The sequence below is a fragment of the Aquirufa sp. OSTEICH-129A genome (assembly GCF_054558355.1).
Window position 1 is genome coordinate 264,551 of the sequence record NZ_JBPXKC010000001.1, and the last position, 25,526, is coordinate 290,076.

The 25,526-nt window shown below is 37.0% G+C and carries 25 protein-coding genes; 14 read left to right on the plus strand and 11 right to left on the minus strand.

Translation table 11 applies throughout. The annotated features are described in order from the left end of the window. Positions 1 to 53: 53 nt before the first annotated feature. Complete coding sequence (locus tag SKC36_RS01175; protein WP_459452714.1) at positions 54 to 458, plus strand: MaoC family dehydratase; 405 nt, start codon at positions 54 to 56, stop codon at positions 456 to 458. A 55-nt stretch (positions 459 to 513) separates the two neighbouring features. Here the strand turns inward: SKC36_RS01175 and SKC36_RS01180 are convergent, their stop codons facing one another. After that, complete coding sequence (locus tag SKC36_RS01180; protein ID WP_459452715.1) at positions 514 to 693, minus strand: histone H1; 180 nt, start codon at positions 691 to 693, stop codon at positions 514 to 516. Positions 694 to 849: 156 nt separating this feature from the next. Continuing rightward, the gene (locus SKC36_RS01185) at positions 850 to 2,103 is read right to left on the minus strand and encodes an aminotransferase class I/II-fold pyridoxal phosphate-dependent enzyme (RefSeq protein WP_459452716.1); all 1,254 of its coding nucleotides are present in this window, start codon (positions 2,101 to 2,103) and stop codon (positions 850 to 852) included. A gap of 122 nt (positions 2,104 to 2,225) precedes the next feature. On the opposite strand from SKC36_RS01185, the gene ggt reads away from it, so the two are divergent. Next, positions 2,226 to 3,917, plus strand: a complete 1,692-nt coding sequence (gene ggt, locus SKC36_RS01190; protein WP_459452717.1) for a gamma-glutamyltransferase — start codon at positions 2,226 to 2,228, stop codon at positions 3,915 to 3,917. Here the strand turns inward: ggt and SKC36_RS01195 are convergent. After that, positions 3,914 to 4,612 carry a VIT1/CCC1 transporter family protein gene (locus SKC36_RS01195; RefSeq protein WP_459452718.1) on the minus strand — a complete coding sequence of 233 codons (699 nt, stop codon included), beginning with the start codon at positions 4,610 to 4,612 and terminating at the stop codon, positions 3,914 to 3,916. The two genes, ggt and SKC36_RS01195, sit on opposite strands and share 4 nt — an antisense overlap. Before the next feature lie 4 nt (positions 4,613 to 4,616). Beyond that, the gene (locus SKC36_RS01200) at positions 4,617 to 6,206 is read right to left on the minus strand and encodes a peptide MFS transporter (protein ID WP_459452719.1); all 1,590 of its coding nucleotides are present in this window, start codon (positions 6,204 to 6,206) and stop codon (positions 4,617 to 4,619) included. Between the two features lie 164 nt (positions 6,207 to 6,370). Here SKC36_RS01200 and SKC36_RS01205 point away from each other — a divergent pair, with 164 nt between their 5' ends. The 6 genes from SKC36_RS01205 to lepB are packed head-to-tail and all read left to right on the plus strand — an operon-like array spanning position 6,371 to position 11,406. Continuing rightward, a complete protein-coding gene (locus SKC36_RS01205) occupies positions 6,371 to 7,150 on the plus strand; it encodes a ParA family protein (RefSeq protein ID WP_459464090.1) in 780 nt (259 codons plus the stop codon). Positions 7,151 to 7,163: 13 nt separating this feature from the next. Then, positions 7,164 to 8,084, plus strand: coding sequence for a ParB/RepB/Spo0J family partition protein (locus SKC36_RS01210; protein WP_459464092.1), 921 nt, complete (start codon positions 7,164 to 7,166; stop codon positions 8,082 to 8,084). Positions 8,085 to 8,091: 7 nt separating this feature from the next. After that, positions 8,092 to 8,751, plus strand: coding sequence for a DUF5683 domain-containing protein (locus tag SKC36_RS01215; protein ID WP_459464094.1), 660 nt, complete (start codon positions 8,092 to 8,094; stop codon positions 8,749 to 8,751). Positions 8,752 to 8,755: 4 nt separating this feature from the next. Further along, on the plus strand, positions 8,756 to 9,475 hold the full coding sequence (gene dapB, locus SKC36_RS01220) for a 4-hydroxy-tetrahydrodipicolinate reductase (RefSeq protein ID WP_459464096.1): 720 nt from the start codon (positions 8,756 to 8,758) through the stop codon (positions 9,473 to 9,475). Position 9,476: 1 nt separating this feature from the next. Beyond that, the gene (locus SKC36_RS01225; protein WP_459464098.1) at positions 9,477 to 10,259 is read left to right on the plus strand and encodes a phytanoyl-CoA dioxygenase family protein; all 783 of its coding nucleotides are present in this window, start codon (positions 9,477 to 9,479) and stop codon (positions 10,257 to 10,259) included. Between the two features lies 1 nt (position 10,260). Continuing rightward, complete coding sequence (gene lepB / locus SKC36_RS01230) at positions 10,261 to 11,406, plus strand: signal peptidase I (RefSeq protein WP_459464100.1); 1,146 nt, start codon at positions 10,261 to 10,263, stop codon at positions 11,404 to 11,406. A 55-nt stretch (positions 11,407 to 11,461) separates the two neighbouring features. On the opposite strand, the gene SKC36_RS01235 is transcribed toward lepB, so the two are convergent. Next, positions 11,462 to 12,643, minus strand: a complete 1,182-nt coding sequence (locus SKC36_RS01235) for a class I SAM-dependent rRNA methyltransferase (protein WP_459464102.1) — start codon at positions 12,641 to 12,643, stop codon at positions 11,462 to 11,464. A gap of 19 nt (positions 12,644 to 12,662) precedes the next feature. Continuing rightward, entirely contained in the window at positions 12,663 to 13,559 is an 897-nt protein-coding gene (locus SKC36_RS01240) for a zinc dependent phospholipase C family protein (protein WP_459464103.1), read from the minus strand. A gap of 54 nt (positions 13,560 to 13,613) precedes the next feature. Between SKC36_RS01240 and rpsT the strand changes: the two genes are divergently transcribed. Both rpsT and radC read left to right on the plus strand, forming a co-directional pair. Next, on the plus strand, positions 13,614 to 13,871 hold the full coding sequence (gene rpsT / locus SKC36_RS01245) for a 30S ribosomal protein S20 (RefSeq protein ID WP_109322831.1): 258 nt from the start codon (positions 13,614 to 13,616) through the stop codon (positions 13,869 to 13,871). An 84-nt stretch (positions 13,872 to 13,955) separates the two neighbouring features. After that, positions 13,956 to 14,657: a RadC family protein gene (radC, locus tag SKC36_RS01250; protein ID WP_459464105.1), complete on the plus strand. Its 702-nt coding sequence runs from the start codon at positions 13,956 to 13,958 to the stop codon at positions 14,655 to 14,657. Between the two features lie 147 nt (positions 14,658 to 14,804). On the opposite strand, the gene hisB is transcribed toward radC, so the two are convergent. Further along, on the minus strand, positions 14,805 to 15,917 hold the full coding sequence (gene hisB, locus SKC36_RS01255) for a bifunctional histidinol-phosphatase/imidazoleglycerol-phosphate dehydratase HisB (RefSeq protein ID WP_459464107.1): 1,113 nt from the start codon (positions 15,915 to 15,917) through the stop codon (positions 14,805 to 14,807). Between the two features lie 120 nt (positions 15,918 to 16,037). On the opposite strand from hisB, the gene SKC36_RS01260 reads away from it, so the two are divergent. Then, positions 16,038 to 17,288, plus strand: a complete 1,251-nt coding sequence (locus SKC36_RS01260) for a hypothetical protein (RefSeq protein WP_459464109.1) — start codon at positions 16,038 to 16,040, stop codon at positions 17,286 to 17,288. Between the two features lie 171 nt (positions 17,289 to 17,459). Then, positions 17,460 to 19,256 (plus strand): DEAD/DEAH box helicase, encoded by a 1,797-nt coding sequence (locus SKC36_RS01265; RefSeq protein WP_459452731.1) that lies wholly within the window; start codon positions 17,460 to 17,462, stop codon positions 19,254 to 19,256. 51 nt (positions 19,257 to 19,307) lie between these two features. On the opposite strand, the gene SKC36_RS01270 is transcribed toward SKC36_RS01265, so the two are convergent. After that, positions 19,308 to 19,754: a hypothetical protein gene (locus tag SKC36_RS01270; protein ID WP_459452732.1), complete on the minus strand. Its 447-nt coding sequence runs from the start codon at positions 19,752 to 19,754 to the stop codon at positions 19,308 to 19,310. Then, positions 19,754 to 20,140, minus strand: a complete 387-nt coding sequence (gene apaG / locus SKC36_RS01275) for a Co2+/Mg2+ efflux protein ApaG (protein ID WP_459452733.1) — start codon at positions 20,138 to 20,140, stop codon at positions 19,754 to 19,756. The genes SKC36_RS01270 and apaG overlap by 1 nt, the downstream gene beginning before the upstream one ends. 4 nt (positions 20,141 to 20,144) lie before the next feature. Between apaG and SKC36_RS01280 the strand changes: the two genes are divergently transcribed. Continuing rightward, complete coding sequence (locus SKC36_RS01280) at positions 20,145 to 20,849, plus strand: uracil-DNA glycosylase (RefSeq protein ID WP_459464111.1); 705 nt, start codon at positions 20,145 to 20,147, stop codon at positions 20,847 to 20,849. Here SKC36_RS01280 and SKC36_RS01285 read toward each other — a convergent pair. Together SKC36_RS01285 and SKC36_RS01290 are read right to left on the minus strand one after the other, a co-directional pair. Then, a complete protein-coding gene (locus SKC36_RS01285; RefSeq protein WP_459464113.1) occupies positions 20,844 to 21,140 on the minus strand; it encodes a DUF4286 family protein in 297 nt (98 codons plus the stop codon). The genes SKC36_RS01280 and SKC36_RS01285 overlap by 6 nt on opposite strands. Then, complete coding sequence (locus tag SKC36_RS01290) at positions 21,137 to 24,097, minus strand: FAD-binding and (Fe-S)-binding domain-containing protein (protein WP_459464115.1); 2,961 nt, start codon at positions 24,095 to 24,097, stop codon at positions 21,137 to 21,139. Before SKC36_RS01290 ends, SKC36_RS01285 begins: the two co-directional genes overlap by 4 nt. 146 nt (positions 24,098 to 24,243) lie before the next feature. On the opposite strand from SKC36_RS01290, the gene SKC36_RS01295 reads away from it, so the two are divergent. Then, on the plus strand, positions 24,244 to 25,488 hold the full coding sequence (locus tag SKC36_RS01295; RefSeq protein ID WP_459452737.1) for an ABC transporter permease: 1,245 nt from the start codon (positions 24,244 to 24,246) through the stop codon (positions 25,486 to 25,488). Positions 25,489 to 25,526 lie beyond the last annotated feature (38 nt).

The window sequence follows — 25,526 nt, forward strand, 5'->3', positions numbered from 1 at the left end:
TTCAATCACAAAGTTAGACTCTATTTTTCAATATTAATTAATATACTTTCAATATGTATTCAGTCGGAGATAGTTACGAAATTGAATTTAGCTTTACACAGGAGCAGGTAAACGACTTTTGTAAAATATCAGGTGATTTTAACCCTTTACATTGGGATGAGGAATTCGCAGCTCAAACGGTTTTCAAGAAACCCATAATTCATGGAGCGCTGATCGCCAGTATTTTTTCGCGTGTTATGGGGATGGAATTTCCTGGACAAGGAAGTGTCTATCTAAGCCAATTGTCTGAATTTAAAAGACCTTTGTACGTTGACCTTGTTTATCAAGCTAAATTTAAGGTCATTGCCATCGATCCTGTCAAACATACAGCGGAAATTCAAACTCAGGTTTTTGATAAGGAGAGGGGTAAACTGATGGTAGATGGAATAGGTAAAGCCCTAAACACAGAGAAATTTTAATATAAAAAAGCCCGATACGATGTAACGGGCTTTTTTTAATCAAGAAATAAACTAATTATTTTCCTGCGTTCTTCTGATTTTGAACTTCAGTACGAATTTCTTGAGCTAAAGTTTTTAATTGCTGTAAGCCACCTCTTACGCGTGTTCCTGCTGCTTGATTACCCTTATCGTAGAATTTTTCGAAATCTGATTCTAATGACATAACTAGGTCTTTAACTTGTGCAAATCTGCTCATAATAATTTGATTTTGTAGGTTGTAAAAATAGATTGTCTTATTTCGCTGTTTGAAGCGCTTATAAGGCGAAATTTAACAAAAAACTTAATCCATACAAACTATTTCTACGAAAAAACCCAAAAAAAAGTTAAAAAAGTTAAAAAATGCTTAAAAAAATTACTTAGTGGCATTTAAAACCTTATAATAACCGTCTTTTAATCTTTTTTGAACCTCTGCGAAACATTCGGTGGTATATTCAATATCCGCTTGAGTATGAGAGGATGTTGGGATAATTCTCAACATAATCTGTCCTTTAGGAACTACCGGATATACAACAATACTACAAAATATACCCATGTTTTCGCGTAAATCTCTAACTAAGGAGGTAACGGCAGCAATATCATATTCGCCATGCAAGAATACAGGTGTTACCGGTGATTGTGTTTCTCCAATATCAAATCCTTTTTCTTTAAGACCCTTTTGTAAGGAGCGTACGTTTTCCCATAAACGTTCTCTTAATTCGGGATGTTTTTTAATTAACTCTAAACGCTTCATTCCACCAATGACAAAAGGCATAGGTAATGCTTTGGCATAGGTTTGAGAACGCATATTGTATTTTAAATACATGATGATGTCCTTTGGTGCAGCTACAAAGGCTCCAATGGCTGCCATGGATTTGGCAAACGTAGAGAAATACAAATCAATCCCTTCAGTACAATTCAAATATTCACCCACACCTCTTCCATTTGCACCCATGGTTCCAAATCCATGTGCATCATCTACCAATAAACGGAAGTTGAAGTCCTTCTTCATCTCCACAATCTTATCTAAGGATCCAACTTTTCCAGACATACCAAACACACCTTCGGTAATGACTAGAATTCCACCTCCCGTTTCTTGGGTCTTTTTGGTAGCTCTTTCTAAATTCTTACGCAATGAATCCATGTCATTGTGATTGAATTTATAATAATCTCCCATTTTAGCTTTATGTAAACGGATACCGTCAATTAAACAAGCATGAGATTCAGCATCATATACGATGATATCACGGTGATCAACCATACATTCGATGATTGACATGACACCTTGATACCCATAGTTTAATAAGAAACTGTCTTCTTTACCTACAAATTCAGCTAATTGTCTTTCAAATTCTTCATGCTCATCGGTATTTCCAGACATCATACGTGCACCCATTGGGTATGCTAAACCATATTTAGCTGCCGCATCAGCATCAGCTTTTCTTACTTCTGGATGATTTGCCAGGCCTAAATAGTTATTTAAAGACCAGTTGAGCATCTCCTTTCCCATAAAGGTCATTCTTGGGCCAAGTTCTCCTGTTAACTTTGGAAATGAAAAATAATGGTGGGAGTAATGCGCATGAGCACCGATAGGCCCCATGTTTTTGACAACTTTCTCGAAAATATCCACTGTAAGTATCTGTTTTAATTAAAAAAACTTAAAATATTCACAAAGTTAAATTATATTTTTGTTATGGCAATGCTCTAATTGAGCTTTCAATATTGGAATGTTTTCAATTTTAATTCTTCACCATGCAACAAACTAAGCTTTTCTTCCTGTTAGCCTTCTTGATTGGTACTCCTTCTTTTTCACAAACGCTCAAACCTGTCGTGGAATCAAGTAAAGGAATGGTTGTTTCTACGCATCCAGCATCTAGTGATATTGGACTTGCTATCCTAAAAAAAGGCGGAAATGCCATTGATGCTGCGGTTGCTGTCAATTTTGCATTAGCCGTTTGCCATCCTGCCGCTGGAAATATTGGAGGAGGAGGTTTTTTGGTTTATCGGGATAAACAAGCTCAAACTTTTGCTTTAGATTTTAGAGAAAAAGCTCCTTCGAAAGCTTTTAGGGACATGTATTTAGACGAAACTGGGGCTATAATTCCCGGTAAAAGTCAAGCAGGCATTTTTTCAGTTGGGGTTCCAGGCGCTGTGGCTGGGATGGAAGCCATGCATCAAAAGTTTGGTAGACTAGCTTGGAAGGAGCTCGTTCAGCCTGCCATTGATTTAGCGAGAAATGGGGTTGTTTTAACGGAAAAAGAAGCTAGAGGCTTGAATGGTCAGAAATCTGATTTCCAAAAATTTAATTTTGGAAAGAATTACCTGATTAAATCCAATGATGAAAAATGGCAAAAAGGGGATTTGTTGGTCCAAGAGGACTTAGCACAATCCTTAGAACGTATTGCTAAAAGAAAATCAAAGGGTTTTTATCGTGGTAAAACGGCTCGACTTTTGGTTCGTGAGATGAATCGTCAGGGAGGAATCATGACCAAAAAGGATTTAAAAGCTTATCAAGCTGCTTGGAGAAATACGGTGAGTTTTGAATATAAGGGTAAGAAAATTATTAGTATGCCACCGCCTTCTAGCGGAGGTATTGCTTTAAATCAATTAATGAAAATGGTTGAACCTTACCCACTTTCCAGCTGGGGTGCTCAGTCAGATTCTACGGTTCAAGTTATGGTAGAAGCAGAAAGAAGGGTTTACGCCGACCGTGCTAAATGGTTAGGGGATCCGGATTTTGTTAAAGTACCACAATCAGAATTGACCAATCCAATTTATATCCAGGAAAGAATGAAAGACTTTAGTTTTGAACAAGCTACTTTAAGCTCTTCAGTTGCTGCCGGACAATTCCCTGCTTATGAAAGTCCTGAAACAACTCATTATTCGATTGTGGATGAAGAAGGAAATGCTGTATCTATTACAACTACTTTGAATAATAGTTATGGAAGTAAGGTATTTGTGGGAGGAGCAGGATTTCTATTGAATGATGAAATGGATGATTTCAGTGCCAAAGCGGGTTCTCCTAATTTGTATGGTTTGATTGGTTCTAAGGCCAATGAGATTCAACCGGGTAAAAGAATGCTATCAAGTATGACTCCTACCATAGTGGAGGAGCAGGGTAAATTGAAAATGGTCGTGGGAACACCAGGTGGTTCTACTATTATTACCTCCGTGTTTCAAGTAATATTAAATACCCTTGAAATGGGAATGAATATGCAACAGGCTGTTGAGTATCCTCGCTTTCATCACCAATGGATGCCAGATCAAGTTTTATTTGAAAAAAATCGTTTTAGTTCCGAGCAATTAAACCGATTAAATGGAAAAAATTATAAAATGGTTCCTAGCAATGGAATAGGTTTGGTGGAAGGAATTTTTGTATTGCCTAATGGAAAACTCCAAGGTGGAGCAGATTCAAGAGGAGATGATACTGTTTCTGCCTATTAAAAGAGTTTAGCAACCATGAAGGCAGCTCCAGCCGCAGCAGCTCCAATGGACATGACTTTAAGGGCTCCAATAATGGGCTGCTGTCCAGTCATTTTACTCTTGAAATAGCCAAATATAAATAAAGCTAGTAGCGTTATGATGGCTGAGTAAATCAAGCCATCTTCTGGTTTATCTAAATAAAAATAGGGTACTAGGGGAATTAAACCACCGATAGCGTATGAAATACCTATTGTTAGCGCAGAATTTCTAGCGCGATTTGGGTTGGGTTTTTCTAAGCCTAATTCAAATCGCATCATAAAATCTACCCATTTATCTTTGTCACTAGCGATGCAGTTGACTACCATTTCTTGGGCTTCAGGACTTAAACCATAATCTTCAAAAACTTCTCGGATTTCTTCTTTTTCTCGATCAGGAACTCGTTCAACTTCATCATACTCACGAGCCAATTCAGCTTCATAATGTTCTTTTTCCGTCATTCCAGCCAAATAGCCACCTAAACCCATGGCAATGGAACCCGCTACTATTTCAGCCACTCCAGCCGTGGTAACAATATCATTACTAGACACAGCTCCTGAAAGTCCTGCTGCAAGGGCAAAAGGAACGGTTAATCCATCCGACATGCCAATTACGACATCGGTTAGGAAATCCGAACTTTTTAAATGTTTTTCGTGAAGGTGGTGATCTGGTCCATGCATAATATTATCGGATGCCGTGCATCATTCTTTTTAGAGGTCCAATGGCTAAAATATATAGAATTATGGCAGCTATTCCTGTTAACGTAACAAAAAGCATAAAAAATTCATATAAGTTGTGAATTTCAAATCCTAAGAAACTAGGGAAGTTGACCTGTCCAACCACCGCCTCAGCTGGTGGTAATAAAGCACCTAAAGTTCCAGCTAAGGCATAACCAGCTGCATTTGCTAAAAACCAAACACCCATTAACAGAGAAGAAAATCGTTTAGGTGCTAATTTAGAGACCAATGATAAACCAATTGGTGAAAGGCATAATTCACCCATGGTATGAAATAAGTACATGACAATCAGCCAGATAACGCCTAATTTATTATTTCCTAAATCTTTGATTTGAGAGGCAATGATTAAATAACCAATCGATAGTAACAATAAACCTATGGCTTGTTTAGCGGGAGAATTGGGTTCTAGACCTCTTTTATTCAGCCAAATCCAAAGCCAAGAAAAAGGAAATGCCAACAAAATGATGAAAAAGGAATTAGCATTTTGGACCGAGCTAGGAGGGAGTTCAATTCCAAGAAGATGAAGATCAGTCTGTTGGTCAGCAATGAAAGTTAAGGAAGAACCAGCTTGCTCAAAGGATGCCCAAAAGAATATAACAAAGAATGAAATTATGTACATCACCAATATTCTATTTCGCTCAATACTCGTAATGGTTTTGTCGGTGATGATTAAAAATGCTAAACTAATACCAGAGGAATAAATAACTGGGTAAATCCAATCCTTGATAATATTGGGTTCTTCTGTGATGAAGAAATAATGAAATGTGAATACCAATATAAAAAACAATACGACGGCACTAGCTATGGATTTGCTTGTAAATTCAGCTTTTTCAGTTTCTCCTTCAACGGAATTAGAAACGTTATTGGAAAATGGCTTTTCTCCAACGGCTAAACCATCTGGGTCTACTATAAACTTATTTTTGAGAAAATAGAAAGAAACGGTTCCAATCAACATCGCGGTTCCTGCAGCAAAAAATCCCCATTTAAAGGCTTCCAGCACTCGGACGCCATCTACTTTTACATCACCTAAAAAGGGGCAAATTAACATCCCTAATAAGGCTCCTGTGTTGATGCCCATATAGAAAATAGTGAAAGCCGCATCTAATCGATTGTCTCCTTTTCGATACAGTTGCCCTACCATGGAGGAAATATTTGGCTTGAAGAATCCGTTTCCGATAATTAAAAAAAACAAACCACCCCACATGAGATTTTGTGCCAATCCCAAATCCATGCTAAAGGTGCTGGCTGAGGAGAACATGAATATTTGGCCAATAGCCATGACAAATCCCCCAATTAAAATACAATTTCTATTTCCAAGGTAACGGTCTGATATATATCCGCCTGCCATGGTTGTTAGGTAACTTAAACCCAAAAATCCACCGTATAAGATGGAAGCATCAGTTTGTTTAAAAGCTAGGGCATTTACTAAAAATAAAGAGAGCAGGGCTCTCATGCCATAAAAATTGAATCGTTCCCACATTTCGGTGGAATACAAAACATAAAGGCCTTTTGGGTGACTGCTTGTGTTTTCGGACATAAAGGTTGATGAATACAAATACCAAGTTACAAGAATGTTACAAAATTTGATACAAAGTTCTTGATTTAATCTTGTCGCTGATTCGAAAAAAATGAATTCAGATGTGAAACATATTTTGTAATATTGTCCTTCATTTGTCCTTATAATTCTTCAGATTTTTAACCATGGGTAAAATCATTGCTATCGCTAATCAAAAAGGTGGAGTTGGTAAAACGACCACGGCTATTAATTTAGCAGCCTCCTTAGCAGCTTTGGAATTTAAGACTTTGATTATAGACGCAGATCCACAAGCAAATTCCACTTCAGGTTTGGGGTTAAATCCCAAAGAAATCACTCAAAGTATTTATGAGTGTATGGTTGGTTTGGCTAAAGTTAAAGAGAGTATTGTATCGACTGAATTAGATTTCCTAGATATCATTCCCTCTCATATTGATTTAGTTGGAGCTGAGATTGAGATGATTAATTTAAATAATCGTGAAGCTAGAATGCGAGATGCTTTAGCTGAAATCAAAGATTTATATGATTTCATCATCATGGATTGTTCTCCTTCATTGGGTTTAATCACCATTAATTGCCTTACCGCTGCCGATTCAGTCATTATTCCTGTTCAGTGTGAATACTATGCCTTGGAAGGTTTAGGCAAGTTATTGAATACGATAAAAATTATTCAATCTCGTTTGAATCCTGGATTGATGATCGAGGGTATTTTATTGACCATGTATGACCTACGTCTTCGTTTATCAAATCAAGTGGTGAATGAAGTTAATAGTCATTTTAAGAATATGGTATTTGAGACTATAATTCCTAGAAATATTCGTTTATCAGAGTCCCCAAGTTTTGGTATACCAGCTATTTTGCATGATGCAGAAAGTAAAGGTGCTATCAGCTACTTAAATTTGGCAAAAGAAATTATCACCAAAAACGGTTTGTTACAGGCTGTTTAGCAGATTAAATCATATGAGTGCAAAGCAAGAATCAAATTCAAAAAAAAGAATAGGTTTGGGAAGAGGTCTAGGCGCTTTGCTGGAAGATTCTGAAAGTGTATCTCATAATGCGAAACATTCCTCCGAATTTGCTGGTAGTTTAGAAGGTGTGAATTTGATGGATGAAATACCATTGGAGTACATTGAAACGAATCCTTATCAACCTCGCGAGCATTTTGAACAAGAAGCCTTAGCAGATTTAGCTGAATCCATTCGTATTCAAGGAATCATTCAGCCCATTACTGTCCGGAAGCTAGCTCCCAAAAAGTTTCAATTGATTTCAGGTGAACGCCGACTTCAAGCCTCTAAATTGGCTGGATTAAAGAGTATTCCTGCCTATGTCAGGACTGCCGATGATCAGCAGATGATTGAAATGGCCTTGATTGAAAACATTCAGCGTGAAAATTTAAATGCCATTGAAATTGCTTTATCCTACAAACGTTTGATGGATGAATGTCAACTGAAGCAAGAAGATTTAGGAAATCGGGTAGGCAAGAGTCGTTCTAATGTGACGAACTACATGCGATTGTTGAAATTACCCATTGCCATTCAAGCTGCAATTCGTGATGCCAAAATTTCCATGGGCCATGCTCGTTGTTTAGTTTCTGTTGAAAATTCAGAATTACAACATGTTCTTTTTCAGAAGACTATTTCAGAAGAATGGTCTGTTCGTAAATTAGAAGATGCTGTTAGGCAGTCGGCACATCCGAACTTAGGTAAGTCAGATGACTCCAAAACACTACCAGTCGCCGAATTGCAAAAAATCCAACAAACCTTTGCTAGTTTTTTCCAATCTCCCGTTTCCTTTAAAATGAATGTGGAGGGAAAAGGCGAATTGAAGGTAAGTTTTAAGTCAAAAGAGGAGCTATTAAAACTATTGAAAGCAGTACAATAGTCGAGCCATGAGGTATGCCACTAGCCCCGTTACATGTCGGGCCGTTTTTTGTTTATCATTTATTTTACTTTGCTCATGGGCATCTTTGGCCTTGAATGCGCCTTTGGATACCTTAGCCAAAGTAAAGGATTTGAAGCTTGATAGTGTCAAAACTTCCAAAGTACTTCCTTATAAAATTATTCCCCGTCAAGCCACTATAAAATCATTGATGATACCAGGGTGGGGGCAATTATATAACCGTCAATACTGGAAATTGCCTCTTGTAGCTGGTGCATTCATTACCTTGGGTATTATTGCCAATTACAACAATGTGCGTTATGAGAAATATAGGGCTTATTATTACATAGCCTCTCCGCATCCCGACGACCCAACTTATGTTCCCCCTGCTACTGTTGCGGTACCCTATGAAGATGGTTTGGTTCGGGATTTGGATGTGAATCAATTAAAACGATTAAACGATGGTTTTCGTAGAAATCGAGATTATACCTATATTGGGATGGTTTTGGCCTGGGCGCTCAATGTGGTGGATGCTAACGTAAGTGCGCATTTAAAGACTTTTGATGTATCGGATGATATAACCCTGAAAATAAAACCCACTTTTGAATACCAGTCCTTTTCAAATGGTTTAGTTTCTGGTGTATCTTTGTCATTTAATTTTAAAAAGTAAAAGAATGAGAATAGTGCTGATTGGTTATGGTAAGATGGGTAAGGAAATTGAGCGTATTGCGCTGAATAGAGGCCATCAAATTATAGCTAAAATAGATATTGATAATCCGAACGATTTACTAGGCTTGAGTAAACAAGATGTGGATGTGGCTATTGAATTTTCTAATCCACAGTCGGCTTATGCCAATATTTTAATTTGCTTAGAAAAGCAAATACCTATAGTTTGTGGTACTACTGGCTGGTTAGAGAAAAAAGCTGAAGTAGAGGAGCTGACTAAAAAATACGATTCAACCTTCTTTTATGCTTCCAATTATTCCATTGGTGTGAATTTGTTTTTTGCTTTAAATAAGCACTTAGCTAAGTTGATGGCTCCACATAGTCAGTATGAAATTTATACCAATGAAATTCACCATACGGAGAAAAAAGATTCTCCAAGTGGTACGGCCATCACCATTGCTGAAGGTATAATAGAAGCATTTCCCAACAAAGATTCTTGGGTAAACAATGAAATACCACAAAGTAACCAAGTGGCTATTTGGTCTCAAAGAGAATCGACAAAACCAGGTACACATACCGTTAAATACATATCCAAAGTAGATCAAATTGAGATGACACATGAAGCATTTAGCCGAGAAGGATTTGCTTTAGGTGCCGTTATTGCAGCGGAATGGGTAAAAGATAAAAAAGGTGTATTGGGGATGGATGATATGTTAAAATTAGATTAATATGCACAATATTGAATTCATAAAGAAGGAGTTAGATGAACAAGGGGTTGTTGTGATACCTGGTTTTTTTGACCCAGCTTTAATTCACAAATTGCAGGCTGCCGCTAAGCAAATTTTTCAAATTCAGTTTGACCACTTTGGTATTCAAGGAGATTACTTGAGCCAAATGGTTCAATTATTTGAAAACCATATTGATGAGTTCATCAATTGCGGAAAATTGATTCAAACCGGTTTGGTAGAGTTATACCAAATTGCAGTTCATCCAGATTTGGTGCAATTGATGCATGACATTGGAATGAAAGTACCTAATATGTGTACTCGTCCAGTTTTGTTTTTCAATCATCCTTCTTTAGCAAAATCAGAGCATTTTTATAAAACACCATTACATCAGGATTGGGTCTCTATGTTATCCTCTGCTGATTCTGTGGTTGTTTGGATACCTTTGATGGACGTACAAGTGGAACATGGGCCTGTTGTGTTTTACCCAGGATCCCATAAATTGGGTCCCCTGACAGATAAAATTGATAATGGTTTTGCGGAAGTACCTTTTGATAGAAACTCCTTTCCAAGGCTTCAGCCTGAGCTTAAAGCAGGGGATATTGCGGTTTTTTCTACTCTTTTGGTTCATGAATCAGGCGTAATTACCAATAATGAAATACGATGGTCCTGTCATTTCCGTTATACCAATATGCTCGATCCAGATTTCATTGAAAGAGGATTTCCACATCCTTACATACACAAGCCATCACAAGAGTTGATTGATAAATTTTTGAAAAAGAAATAAAATGAAACAAGAGGAAAATAAACATCCTAAACAAAAATCAGCTTTTAGAGAATGGCTTGATTCTGTAGCTTTTGCTGTAGTTGCAGCTACCCTAATCAGGTTCTTTTTATTTGAGGCCTATACCATTCCCACTCCATCCATGGAAAGTTCCCTGATGGTAGGTGATTTTCTTTTTGTCAGCAAAATGCACTATGGTGTAAGGACGCCTAAGACTCCTTTGCAACTTCCATTGACACACCAAAAGATTTGGTTTACCAATTTGCCATCTTATTTACGTTGGTTGGATTTACCTGTTTTTAGACTTCCCGGATTTACCGAAGTTAAAAAAGGTGATGCTGTTGTATTTAATGCTCCCAATTGGGAAGAAGATGGTGATGCTCCACTTGATTTACGTACTTTTTATGTGAAGCGTTGTGTAGCTACGCCAGGTGATGTATTGGAGATCAGAGACCAACAAGTTTTCATTAATGGTAAACCTTTGGATAATCCTGAAAGAATGCAACATCCTGTTTTCTTAAAGACCAAAGAAGATTTAGATGAGAGCTTTTTCGATCAATATGGTATCAGAAATTCGGTAGATGCCAGTTTTGAGTCTTCAGATTGGTTGCCTTTAGCAGATTCTACAAATCAATTAGTTGGTTATAAGTTAAATACCAGTAAAAAACATTTGGATGAAATCATGAAATTACCTTTCAAAAAGGAAATTGATTATAATTCATTTAAAGATCCTAAGGGGGTAACTTACCTTGACATTTTCCCTCATGATACGACTCAGTTTAAATGGAATAGAGACTTTTTTGGACCTTTACAGATTCCTAAAAAAGGTTGGACTGTCCAGTTGGATGCTAAGACTATTCCTTTGTATCAAGAAGCCATAAGAAGTTATGAGGGTAATAAAGATATTACGCTAGAAGGGGGAAAATTGATGAAAGACGGTAAGGCATTGACTTCCTATACTTTTCAACAGGATTACTATTTTATGATGGGAGATAATCGCCATAATTCAGCCGACTCGCGTTTTTGGGGATTTGTACCAGCAGACCATATCGTAGGCAAGGCTGTTTTTGTTTGGATGTCCTTGGACCCAGGTAAAGGCTTATTCTCCGGAAAAATTCGTTGGAATAGAATATTCAGATTTGTGAATTAATTTACAGAATCTTAGTTTTTAAAAAAGCCATTTCATATTCTGAAATGGCTTTTTTTTATATAACTCGTAGAACAAATCCCTTTAGGTAATTACTTTCCGGATGGAATAAATTAATGGGATGGTCAGGAGCTTGGGTCATTTGATGTATAACCTGTATTTCTCTTCCTGCAGCAATTCCTGCCGCTACCAACATGTTTAAAAATAGTTCCCTTGTGATGACCTGTGAACAAGAATAGGTAAATATTAAGCCATTTTTCTTGATTTGTTGAATCGCTAATTGGTTGATTTTTTGATATCCTTGAAGAGCTTTATGTTTTGTACTTATGGATTTAGCAAAAGCTGGAGGATCCAAAATAATGATATCAAATTCATCTTGGTTATTTTTAAGGAAGGGTAGGGTTTCACCCACAATGGCCTCGTGTTTCTTTTTACCAAACTTATTCAAGCCTATATTGGCATTAACTAAATCAATCGCTTTAGCTGAAGCATCTAATGAAATAACGGAAGCAGCTCCCGCTTTTAATGCATATAGAGAGAAACCACCTGAATAACAAAATGTATTTAAAATGTGCTTATCCTTGGCATAATGGGCCAACAAGGCACGGTTATCGCGTTGATCTAGAAAGAAACCCGTTTTTTGTCCAGTTACCCAATTCACCGAGAATTTGACTCCGTTTTCTTGTATTTCATACGGAACCTCAGCTGAACCTAGGACGTACTCGTTTTGGCATTGGGCGGCAAAATTGGGCGGTAAGGTTTCCTTGCTTTTATCATAAACAGCCTTAACTAAATCACCAAAAACAACTTTTAAGGCGTTAACAATCGCCTCTTTGTTGCGGTACATACCAATGGTATGCGCCTGAAAAACAAATACATCATGATAGACATCAATGATTAGGCCTGGGCAGCCATCACCTTCTCCATGAATTAAGCGATAGGCATTGGTTTCCGACATATTTAACTGTTGCCTTAATTCCCAAGCTCGAGCTATTTTATGTACCCATAATTCTGCTAAATCCGCTACAGGTGTAAAGGATACAATTTTAACTGCAATGCTACCCGCATGATAATGACCTAGACCTAGGAATTCATCTTTATCACTTAATACATTCACCCAATCCCCATCTTGTAAATTTGGGCTTTGTTGGTAAATAGCTCCTGAAAATATCCATGGGTGAAATCTTCTCACTGGGGCATCTTTGCCTCGTTTTAAATGTACGCTTTGTGCTGTTATCATACTGCAAAATTGCACAATTTTATTTGAAATCACTTTGTCCTCCCAATATCCAGGCAGTTAATAGTAAATCCCCAAGGTGCTGAATGGCGGATTTATATTGATTTTCAATCTGTTGATTTAATGATTTGTGGTAAGCCAAACTATAGGTTTTACTATATGTCTTGATCAATGATTTTCCTTTTTTTTCTATACTATATTTTTTACTTTCTGGAGTGATTTGATTTAATTCTTGTTCCTTTTTCAATAAACTGGGCACTAATTGATGAGCCTTTAGTACCCAATTCCAGGCAGATTGCTGCGGATTATCTACATATTCGGCAGGGCCAATCCAATCATCTAGGCTTTCTCCCAACAACTCAGGGATTCTTGATTCCCAGAAACTATGGAGGCCTTGTTGGCCCGTTTTTTGACCATCATAATTGGATGTAGTATGTAAAGGAACGTGGGCATCAGCCACATAATGACCTAATTCAGCCGATAGTTTAATGATTTGCAGGGTGTCATGTTGATTAAAAGCATGAATTAAGCGTTGGTGAACTTGTGGTATATGCCATGGTACAATGCCATGTTTTTGTAGGCTGTCCTCAGCAATCAGTTGAAGCGCTGCTTTCCAAGTGCTATTTTGAATGTTAGGTGGATATTGGTCTAGGTCAATGTAATGTCGGGCTGCTTCCAAATCAAGTATATACCTTCTTTGATCGGGTAATACAGCCCATTCTTCTAATTTGGAAAGATGCCTTTTGTAAAATTTGCTTAAAGTAGGAGGTAAAGTGAAGACTGCCAGCTTGTTGATTTTTTTATGAGCATAAAATCCCCATGGGTTTAGACTTAAACTGGGACTTTGGAATAAAAATAGGCTGAAAATCAAGTAAATTATCTGGCTTTTTTTGAGTAAAACCTTGTGAGTATAAATCATATTGTTTACTTTTGCATTTCAATTTTCAAAAGAATAGAAATTTTTTAGTTAAAAATGGCAAATCATAAATCAGCACTAAAGCGTATTCGGGCAAATGAAGCAAAGCGTTTGCGCAATCGTTATCAGCATAAATCTACTCGTACATTGATCAAGAAATTGAGATTGACTACGGACTCATCTGTAGTGGTAGATTTGTTCAAACAAGTTTCTTCAGCTTTAGATAAATTGGCGAAGAAGAACATCATCCACAAGAATAAAGCAGCCAACCAGAAGTCTAAATTAGCTAAGTTGGTTAACAAAGTCGCTGCTTAATAGCACGATTATCATATACTTGATAAACCCTGCCTATGGCGGGGTTTTTTCGTTTCAGACCAGTACATTCGTTTAAAAAATCAAATGAAGTACGAAAGCTCTCATCTTACTATTAAAGACCTGAAGGTAGAAGATAGACCAAGGGAAAAGTTGAATTTAATCGGCAAGGATTTGTTGGGCGTGGATGAGTTATTAGCCATTTTAATCCATTCGGGAATTCCCAATAAATCTGCCTTACAGATGGCGAATGAATTATTGAATTCCATTGGAGGTAATTTAAGTACACTAGGCCGTTTTTCCTTACATGATTTCATGAAGTTTAAAGGCCTAGGGAAAGCCAAGGCTACCCTTTTAGTGGCTGCAATGGAATTAGGCCGCAGAAGGATGTCCTATGAAGCATCGCAGGCTATACAAGTAATTCAAAGTTCCAAAGATGCCCACCAATTACTCCATCCTCATTTATTTGATTTGAACCATGAAGAGTTTTGGATCATGCATTTGAACCGAGCATCTAGTTTAATTAAAATGCAACGATTAAGCATGGGAGGGGTGGCTGGTACTTCAGTTGATTTAAAGCTTCTGTTTAAATCAGCATTAGATGCTATATCAAGTTCGCTGATCATAGCGCATAATCATCCATCTGGACAATTGAAACCAAGTAAAGCAGATCGGGAATTAACGCAGCGAATTGTAGAGGCAGGTAAAATGTTAGATATCCAAGTTTTGGATCATTTAATTATTACTGCCCAAGGCTATTTCAGTTTTGCCGATGAAGGCTATTTATAAAGAAAGAGGACTATTTTCCTCTTTCTTTATAAATCTTTTGAAGTTTTGAACCAATCACAATTGAAATGGCGAACAAAATAATAAAAAAAGCTGCTCCTGAATAACCCATAGTTGTATGTTTAATGACGTGCAAAAATACTAAAAAAATTAAAGCAGGCCTTTAGTACTTGGCAAAGAATTTAAATTATTTACATCTCTTTGAACGGCTAATCGAATTGATTTAGCAAATGCTTTAAAAATGGCTTCTATTTTGTGGTGCTCATTTTCTCCTTCCGCCTTGATATTTAGGTTTGATTTGGACGCATCTGAAAAAGATTTAAAGAAATGAGAAAACATTTCTGTTGGCATTTCTCCAATTTTTTCTCTCTTAAAATCTGCCTCCCAAACTAGCCAATTTCTACCGGAAAAGTCGATAGCCACTTGCGCTAAACAATCATCCATGGGCAATAAGAAACCGTACCGATTGATACCCCGCTTATTACCTAAGGCCAAAGCAAAAGCCTCACCAAGGGCAATTCCTGTATCTTCAATGGTATGGTGTTCATCGATGTGTAAATCTCCTTGAACACTAACCGCTAAATCCATGTTAGCATGTTTGGCAATTTGATCTAACATGTGATCAAAAAATCCTAAACCAGTTTGATTATTAGCTTTACCACTTCCATCCAAATTTAAATCTATATGGATTTTAGTTTCGTGGGTATTTCGGTCATGTGAAACCTTTCTTGCGGGTAGTTGGAAAAATTGAAAAATTTCATTCCAATGCTCACATTGAAGCGATAAAGAAGCCTGTAATTCTTCAGGAACTTCCAATGCCCCGATCAAAATACCTTGACAGCCTAAATTTTTAGCTAATTGAATATCTGTTAAACGATCTCCGATAACATAGGAATTAGCTAAATCATATGCGGGTAAAAAATATTCCTCCAATAGGCCTATTCCAGGTTTTCTAGTTGGCAAATTTTCATGAGGAAAACTTTTATCAATATGAATGTTAGAAAATCTTATCCCTTCTGAGGCCAATATTTCAATCATTTTATTTTGAGCTGGCCAAAAAGTCTCCTCTGGAAAAGAAGCGGTTCCTAAACCATCTTGGTTCGTTACCATCACCAATTCAAAATCAGTGATCTCGGTGATTTTTTTTAGATTGGAAATGACATTGGGCAAAAAGGCTAATTTTTCATAGCTGTCTACCTGCTGGTCGGTGATCGGTTCAATGATGATGGTTCCATCCCGGTCAATGAATAATACTTTCTTCATCTTGCAAAGTTAATGATACATTTTCATGGAAGTAATAAATATGAAAAAAATACGATTCATTATGTGTTAAAAGTGATAGGACTAATGTAATTTAGGGGATAATTATACCCAAAGAGGCAGATGTTTACAATTTTGGAAGCTGGCGAGAGAGAGATTTTTATTCAACGTGTAGCACATTATACCAACGAGAGTGTTGAAAAAATACAGGAATTATTACCTGTTTGGGAATCTATCATTTTGGGCTCTTCGCTCATTCTTATTCGAAACAGAATACGTTACAATGCCTTAGATAATTTTATTCAACAGAAAACAGTACCCACTAAAGAAATTGAATTCATTTTTACATCTCCAACTTCTTCGGTGAATTGGGAGAAAATCATTCAATATGGTGAAGGTTTATTTGGGGTATTAATGCCAGACAAAAAAAGTGCTATTGCTCTTTTGGTCTCTCGTGAATTAAAGTGTAAAAGTTCCTTAGTCGTTAAAGGCCTAAGTATTTGTTTTGCCTTGTACGGAAATCGGCTAAAGTATGTTGATTCGGCCAATTTGAAAGATTGGAGTGCTTTTGGGGAGTATTTATTTACTCAAAAGCATGAATTTGCCGCTTTATGCCCAGCTAAATTGCAAGGGCAGATTTCTGAAATTTTATTACTCAATGATTTTTTCAGGAACGAATCTAGCACATTTCAAAGTAATTCAGATGAGTTTGAACTGAGCGCTGTTGATGATGGAGCTTCTTCAACTAATTGGAAGATCATAGGACTAATTCTTGGTTCAATCATGATTGCCTCGGTTATTGCTTGGTTTGTTTATGTCAATATGACGAAGGAAGAAGAGGTGGTGAATGCTGAAACTGAAGAAATAATTCCCATCGATAGTTTAGCGAAATTACGTGATAGCCTCAGTAAACTAAGTGCTGATTCTGCTCGCATTGCTTCTGATTCATTAACTCACCTAAGTTGGCCAGATGGCAAGGCTTTTAATGTTCCTAAGAACTCAGCCTTGGTACCGATGTTTGAATATTTGACGGATACAACCAATACGGAATCGAGTGAATTACGTGTTAGTGAAATTTCTTTTGACGAAGAAACCAATCAACTAGTTTCACCCTTTGATGCTTTTTTTAAGAAAATGGTGGAAGGTTTGAATAAGTACAAAGACGTGCATATTCGTATTTATGCTTTTTCTGAAAATGATGCTAAATCAGGCTTAAAACGAGGATTTGTTGTCAAAAATCGTTTAGTCGGAGAAGGAATTTCTCCTACTCGTATTGATGTGAAAGCTGCTGGAAATACGGTAAATCCAGAGGCATCTGTTCCAATCAATTCACAAATTTTACTGATACTTTCTAAGAAGTCTGTATTAAAATAATACAATTTATTTGCTTCTCGTTTTTTATTAAAGTACTTTTGTGCTTTAGAAATACAAATACATCCTCACAACTCTTTTTTACATTAATTGTAAAATTCTTTTCCCTGGTAAAGGGCTATCGGCAAGAGTTAATTACGGATGTGTTCGGGCAACGTAATTAAAAAACAACAAATGAGTAATCAAATTCGCTTTGATTCGCTTCCGTTTTCGGAAGGAATCCTGGCTGCTGTTAATGAAATGGGCTTTGAATTCGCTTCTCCCATTCAATCAGAAGCTATTCCATTTATTTTAGAAGGTCGTGATGTAATCGGCCAAGCACAAACGGGTACAGGTAAAACTGCTGCGTTTGGTATTCCAATGATTGAGCATGTCGCTCCATTCGAGAAATATGTGCAGGCCATCGTATTATGTCCTACGCGTGAATTAGCACTTCAGGTAACGGAAGAATTGAAGAAATTATCCAAGTTCACCAAGGGTGTTTGGGTAACCACGGTTTACGGTGGAGATTCTATCGAACGTCAAATTAAATCTTTAAAGGCTGGAGCCAACATTGTTGTCGGAACTCCAGGTCGTGTTATTGACTTAATTGAACGTCGTGCTTTAAAATTAGGTCAGGCATCCATGATTGTTTTGGATGAAGCTGATGAAATGCTAGATATGGGTTTCAGAGAAGATATCGAAAGTATCTTACAAGAAATTCCAGAAGAACGTCAAGTCGTTCTATTCTCTGCAACCATGTCAAAGCCTATTATGGCTTTAACGAATCGTTATTTGACCAATCCTAAATTAGTGAAGGTGGTTAAAAACGAAATTACCAATGTCAACATTGAGCAATTGTACTTTGATGTCAAAGGACGTGCTAAAATGGAGGTAACGACTCGTTTAATTGATTTTTATAACCTCAAATTGGTACTTATTTTCTGTAATCAGAAGAAACGTGTGGATGAGGTAGTAGAAGAATTGGTGATGCGTGGTTATGCTGCAGAAGGTCTTCATGGTGATTTACGTCAATCTCAACGTACTCAAGTGATGAATCGTTTCCGTAATGGAAATGTAGGTTTCTTGGTAGCTACTGACGTGGCAGCACGTGGTTTGGACGTAGAGAATGTGGATGCTGTTATCAATTATGACATTCCTTTAGATGAAGAGTATTATGTACACCGTATTGGTCGTACCGGTAGAGCTGGAAAATTCGGTAAAGCCTTTACTTTAGTGGTTGGTTCTGAAAGAAATCGCTTACGTGAAATCATGAATTACACGAAAGTGAAAATCGAAAAAGGAGTTATTCCAACCTTTACTGATGTAGTTGGCGTGAAGAAAGGTATGTTCATTGAACGTGTGGCTGCTACTATTCAAGAAGGCGATTTAGATGTTTTCAATGATGCTTTAACGAATCTTCATCATGCAGGATTTACGACAGAGCAAATTGTTGCTGCTTTAGTAAAAATCAGTATGGGTGTTCAAAAGAATGAGTTTGGGGACGAGAATCTCGAAGGAGAATTTGAGCGTCAATCTCGTAAATATGGACGCGATGATCGTGGTGGTGATCGTGGAGACCGCGGTGGTTACCGTGGTGATCGTGGCGGAGATCGTGATGGTCGTCGTGGCGCTGGTCGCTTTGAAAGAGAATCTCGTTATGGTGGTCGTGATGACCGTGGTGGCGATAGAGATCGTGGACCTCGTGGACCAAGAAATGACAAAGAAGGCAGACCTTATCGTTCAGATGAAAATATGGTGCGCATGTTTGTTAACATTGGTTTCAATGAGAAAATTTCTCCTTCAAACATTGTAGGTGCTTTTGCTGGTGAATCCGGTATTCCTGGTAATGTTTTAGGTCAAATTCAGATTGAAAATAAGCATACTTACGTAGATGTGCCTAAAGAATATGCCAATGTTGTTTTAGAAAAAATGGCTGGTGCTCAAATAAAAGGAAAGCGTGTGTTAGTAGAAATAGCTAAACCGGTTTAATTTTCCTTGAGATGAATTGAAAAAGGCGACTATTTGTCGCCTTTTTTTATGCTATGATTTTTTTAACATGAAATGCTGTTTACTAGCAAGTTTGTTAAATCGTAATATTCCTAAATCAAATAAATCAATACTATGAATGACTCGAGGGTCTTCAATTATTGTATCCCAAATATCCTGGCTGAGCGTTGATTCATAAGGATTTAAAATAAATAAAATGGAATTTTCCTGGGCTTTGGGGAATAATTCTTGATCTATTTGCTCATAAATTTCAGGACTTAAATGAGGAATGACCAATGTAATTACCTCAGTTAAATCTATTTGCTGGGCATAAAATTGACTAATTCCTTGAATTAGTTCCTCTCTTTTTAAATTGCTTGGTATTTTACGATGTAAAATAGGATCTATTACCTCTGTATATAATTTATAGACAGAAGGGGAGTGTAAACCGTGACTAGTTTGTGCTTGTAATTGGAAAAAAAATTTAGAAAATAAGCGCATTAATTTAAAATATAAGCTGGAGCCAATTCAAATGGTGGTATTTTAACGGTAAAGGTAGATTGAGTTTCTAAGTTTAAGAAAGTATAATGTCCGCTCATTTTACCTAAATTTCCAATAATGGGGCATCCAGAGGTATAAGTAAAGGATTGATTAGGTTCAATAATAGGTTGCTGCCCTACTACACCTAATCCATTAACATGTTCCGTTTTACCTGAACCATCTTGGATTTTCCAAAATCGACTGACCAATTGAGCAGGTTGCTTACTGAGATTTTTGATTGTAATTTGGTAAGAGAAAAAATGCTGGTATGGTTTTTGGATTTCATATTCAGACATGTGTTGGGTTTCAACCGAAATGTAAAAACCATTGGTGATAGATTCTGTCATAAGTATGGAACAATTGGAGAGTAAAATAGTTCGAAATTTGCCTGATTTACTAGTGAATGATTGGAAAAATATTTTCATATCCGAATTAGGGGAATCATACTTTGAGTCCATACAAACAAAGCTTAATGAAAAAATGCTAACCGAGGTGGTTTATCCGCCCATAGATTTGATTTTCAATGCCTTTAACCTCTGTTCATTAGCAGATACCAAGGTTGTCATAATCGGTCAAGATCCTTATCATGGTAAAGGTCAAGCGCATGGTTTATGCTTTTCTGTTCCCCATGGTATTCCGCTTCCGCCTTCCTTACGGAATATAAAAAAAGAGTTAAATCTCGACTTAGATGTTGTTTTTAGCCATGAGGATGGTGATTTAAGTTCTTGGGCTAAACAAGGTGTACTCATGCTAAATTCCGTTCTATCTGTCTCTGAATCTCAACCGGGTTCACATATTGATTTAGGTTGGCAGCGTTTAACGTCTTTGGCAATCGAAAAAATCAGTCAAGAAAAAGAACATGTTGTCTTTTTGCTTTGGGGAAATTATGCTCAGCAATTAGCTAAACATGTGGATGAGAAAAAGCATTTGCTTTTGCGGTCATCTCATCCTTCGCCATTATCGGCTAATCGGGGAGGATGGTTTGGAAAAAGGCCATTTTCTAAGACGAATGATTACCTAGTGGCACATCATGTAGAGCCTATTCAGTGGTTATAATTTCTTAAGTTGACTTGGGAAATACACGTGTTGATTTGGAAATTCCTCCAATAAAAAACCTGAAACTATTCCTTCAATAATCGCGGTTTGTTTTTCAAATTCTGGTTCAATCCAACATTGAAGGCTATATCCTTTTGAATCGGGTTCTTGGTGTGAGCTAATTTCAAATAAATACACCTGAGAAATAAAAGTTTGCTTTTCAATCTCAGGAACAATGATTTTTTTCAGAGCGATGATGGCTTTTTCTTCTATCGAATTTTCGACAAAAACGGATAAGTTATATTGAATCATAGTTTTATCTGAGGATTAGCAAGGGATTGGTATAGAATTTCTACGGTGTGATAGGCCTTTTTCTCAATACCATCTTTAATTTGATGGCGGCATGAAGTACCATTACTAGCTATAATTGTTGCATGTGATTTAGATAAAATGCTAGGAAATAAGACCAAATTGGCAATTTGCTTAGAAAGCTTAAAATGCTTTTTCTCATAACCAAATGAACCAGCCATTCCACAACATCCAGATGGAATTAATTCAACCTCATGACCTTCAGGGAAAGATAATACTTGACGAGTAGAACTTAGGCCGGCAATGGATTTTTGATGGCAATGACCATGCAATGCAATTTTTTTGTTTTTTGATATAAAAGATGATTTTTTAATTCGATTAGCCTTGATTTCTCTGGCTAAAAATTCATCAATTAAAATACAATTTTCCTTTAATAAATGGGCATCTTTCCTAAGTTCAGGATCTACTAAATCAGGTATTTCATCACGAAAGCTAAGTATGGCACTGGGTTCAAGGCCAACAAATGGTGTCTCATGGCTGATTTTTTCCCTTAGATAAATGACATTTTGATTGGCTAATTTTTTAGCTTCAATGAGCATTCCTTTCGATAAATAACTTCTACCGCTAACGATTGATTTGGGGATTTCAACTCCATAGCCAAGTTCATTCAACAAGAGTATGGCTTTTTGTCCGATAGCAACATCATTATAATTGGTAAATTCATCGGCAAAGAAATAAATCATTCCCAAAGGTAAATCACTTTGCTTTACTCGTTTTTTATATTGATTGAACCACTCTTCTAAGCTGGTAAATGATACTTTGGGTAGGCTTCTTTCCCACGAAAAGCCCATCATACTTTTGATGATGACGCTTGTCAGAGGAAATTCAATGGCGAAATTATATAGGGGTGCAATTTTTCTAACCCAATTTTGAATGATTGGAAAATGGCCAACCAATTGGATTCTCCAAGGCGTACCTTGATCCAGATAACTTTGTTGGAGTGTCTCAGCTTTTAATTTACTGATATCTACCCCTGACGGACACTCCGTTTGACATCCTTTACAGGATAGACATAGATCTAATATTTCCTTTAATTGTGGTTCGGAGAAGGGCTTTTCAATATCGGATGTTAAAATTTGACGTAACATATTAGCCCTAGCCCGAGTACTATCTTTTTCCTGTTGTGTAGCCATGTAGCTGGGGCACATGGTTCCACCTGTTAAGGCTGTTTTTTTACAATCTCCTGAACCAGAGCATTTTTCAGCTAAAGTCAATGGGTCATTTAATTCACCGTAATTAAAGAAATATGCTTGTTTTTGAGGGCTTTTTTCTTGAATTCTAAATGCTTCATCCATGGGAGGCGTATGTACAATTTTCCCAGGGTTTAAAGTATTATGAGGATCAAAAATATGTTTTATCTCTTTGAATAAATCATAAATCTCCGCGCCCATAAGTTCTGGAATAAATTCTCCTCTTAGTCTTCCATCACCATGCTCACCACTTAAGGAACCTTGGTATTTCTTGAGAATTTGAACCGTCTCAGCCAATAATTGGCGAAACAGTTTTTTTCCTTCCTCTGATTTTAAATCTAGAAATGGTTCAATGTGCAATTCCCCTGCGCCTGCATGTGCATAAAAAGCAGCTTGTACTTCATGTTTTTGTAGTAAAGCCTGAATGTCAGCCACATAATTGGGTAAATCTTCTGGATCAACGGCACAATCTTCAATCAGATTAACAGCTTGTTTTTTACCAATAATATTCCGAATTAAACCTAGCCCAGCTTTTCTGATATCCCATCCTTTGGCAATTTCCTCACCAATTAAAATGGGAGCTGCATACCCTATACTTTGGGCATTTAATTGTTCAATGAAACGATTGGCCTTATTTTCACTATTGGAAGCTTCATCTCCTCTAAATTCAACCATTAAAATGGCTGCAGGTTTGTCTTGTATAAAATCCCGATCTTTTTGAAACTGAGGATGCCCCTCGGTAAAGGAAAGGATAAAATCATCGACCAATTCAGATGCAGTAGGCTGATTGGCTAAGGCTACTAAATTGGCTTGTAAAGATTCTTGAATGGAATCGCAGTGGACACAAACTAAACAGACATCGGCGGAGGGGATGTCCAATAACTGCAATCTGAGAGCATGAACCACCGCTAGGGTACCTTCAGAACCTGCAAATAGAGCAGAAAGATTAAAAGGTTTACCTTGAGGATTAAATGGTTGCATTTCCACTAATGCATCCAGGGCATAACCCGTATTTCTTCGTTTGATACTTGGTTTAGGAAATTTATTTCGAATTAACTCCTGGATAGCAGGATTATTCAAAATTCGATGTAATTCTCGGTATATTTTACCCTCTAAATTCTGAAGGCTAGTTTTTTTGTAAAACTCTTCATTGGTCAAGGGGTGTGTATAAATATCAGTTCCATCAGCTAATATAGATTTCGTTTCCAATAAATGATCACGAACATTGCCCCAAACGATTGAATGTAGTCCACAGGAGTTATTACCAACCATGCCACCAATGAGAGCTCTGTTAGCAGTAGAGGTTTCAGGTCCAAAAAATAGCCCTGTTTTTTTTATGGATGTATTTAAATCATCACGCACAATTCCCGGTTCCACCCAAACCATCTTTTCTTTTTTATTTAAAGAGATGATTTTACTCATGGCAGAGGATACTTCCATAACAATTCCATCGCCAACTACTTGGCCAGCCAATGAAGTTCCAGCACCACGAGGAATAATTCCGAGTTTATTGTTTTTAGCGAATTGAATTAAGCGCTTAATATCTTTTTGAGATGCAGGAATGGCTACGGCTTGTGGTTGAACTTGATAAACCGATGCATCTGTGGCGTATATTTTCCTAGCTATTTGAGACGATTGAGATGCATCAAAAAAAAGTTTTCCCTCAAAATGAGCAGATAATTGGTGATATTCTCTTTGACTCCAAGCCATGGGTATATATTAAGAAGCTAAAATTACAAAAATCCAGTCTTACCTACATATTGCCATTCAAAGTTTATACCATCTATTCATATAATTAGGAGTTTAGAAATAGAAATAGCTTAGTAACTTTAGGCTTATTGCGCAAATTCATAGCTATGAAATTTCTAAGACAAGTATTTGAAAGTTTAGTTTTCGCCTATCAGGCACTTCGATCAAATTTAATGCGTACTACCTTGTCCTTGCTAGGGGTTAGTGTAGGTATTTTTGCCATTGTAGCTGTATTTACTGCAGTGGATTCATTGAATGGTAAGATTCGTTCGGAGATTGATTCTTTTGCCGGTTCAGGGGTTTTGTATGTAGGGAAATGGCCTTGGTTGATGCAAAATAATTACCCATGGTGGAAATACTTGAATCGTCCGGATATGAAATATTCGGAGTTTAAATATTTAAAAGAAAATTTAACTTCTGCTCAAGCAGTAGCCATCATTGATGGCGGTAGAACAGCTTCTGTCAATCGGGGTAGCAGCAGTATGGATGTAAATATTACTGGGGCTAGTTATGATTATAACCAAGTGACTAGTTGTCCTATTAACGAAGGAAGGTATTTTTTACCCATTGAATCAGACAATGGTTTAAATGTAGCCATTATAGGCTCTAAAGTAGCGGAAAATCTTTCTAATGGCGAATCGATAATCGGAAAGGTGATTAAAGTAAATGGAATCAAGTTTGCCGTTATCGGGGTAATTGAAAAGAAAGGAAATGATATGCTAGGCTTTGGTGGCACACCCGATGAAAAAGTAATTATCCCTTACATTACCTATGCTTCTATTTTTCAAAAAGATAGACCTCAGCCAGATATTTCGGTGAAGGCATTTGAGGACGATGTGAACCAACAAACGTTGGAAGGTGATATTTCTGGAATGATGCGGAGTTTACGTTCCATTAAACCCAAACAAGAAGATTCTTTTTCCATCAATCGTATGGATGGCTTGAATCAATTTTTTGATGGTATATTTTCAGTGCTGAATATTGCGGGTGCTTTAATTGCAGGCTTTTCTTTATTAGTTGGGGGCTTTGGTATTGCAAATATTATGTTCGTATCGGTGAAAGAAAGAACCAATATTATTGGAATTCAAAAATCATTAGGAGCTAAAAATTATTTTATCATGTTTCAATTTTTGTTTGAGGCAGTATTTTTAAGTTTAATTGGAGGTATAGTTGGGATAGGATTAGTCGTTTTAATTACCTTGATTCCACAAGATGCCTTACCCTTAAGTCTGAGTTTTAAAAATGTACTTAGCGGATTAATGATTTCAAGTTTTATTGGAATTCTATCCGGTATTATTCCAGCCTGGGTTGCAGCCAAGATGGATCCCGTTATTGCTATCCGCTCTAAATAGAAAAAGGCCATCATTTGATGGCCTTTCTATATGACATT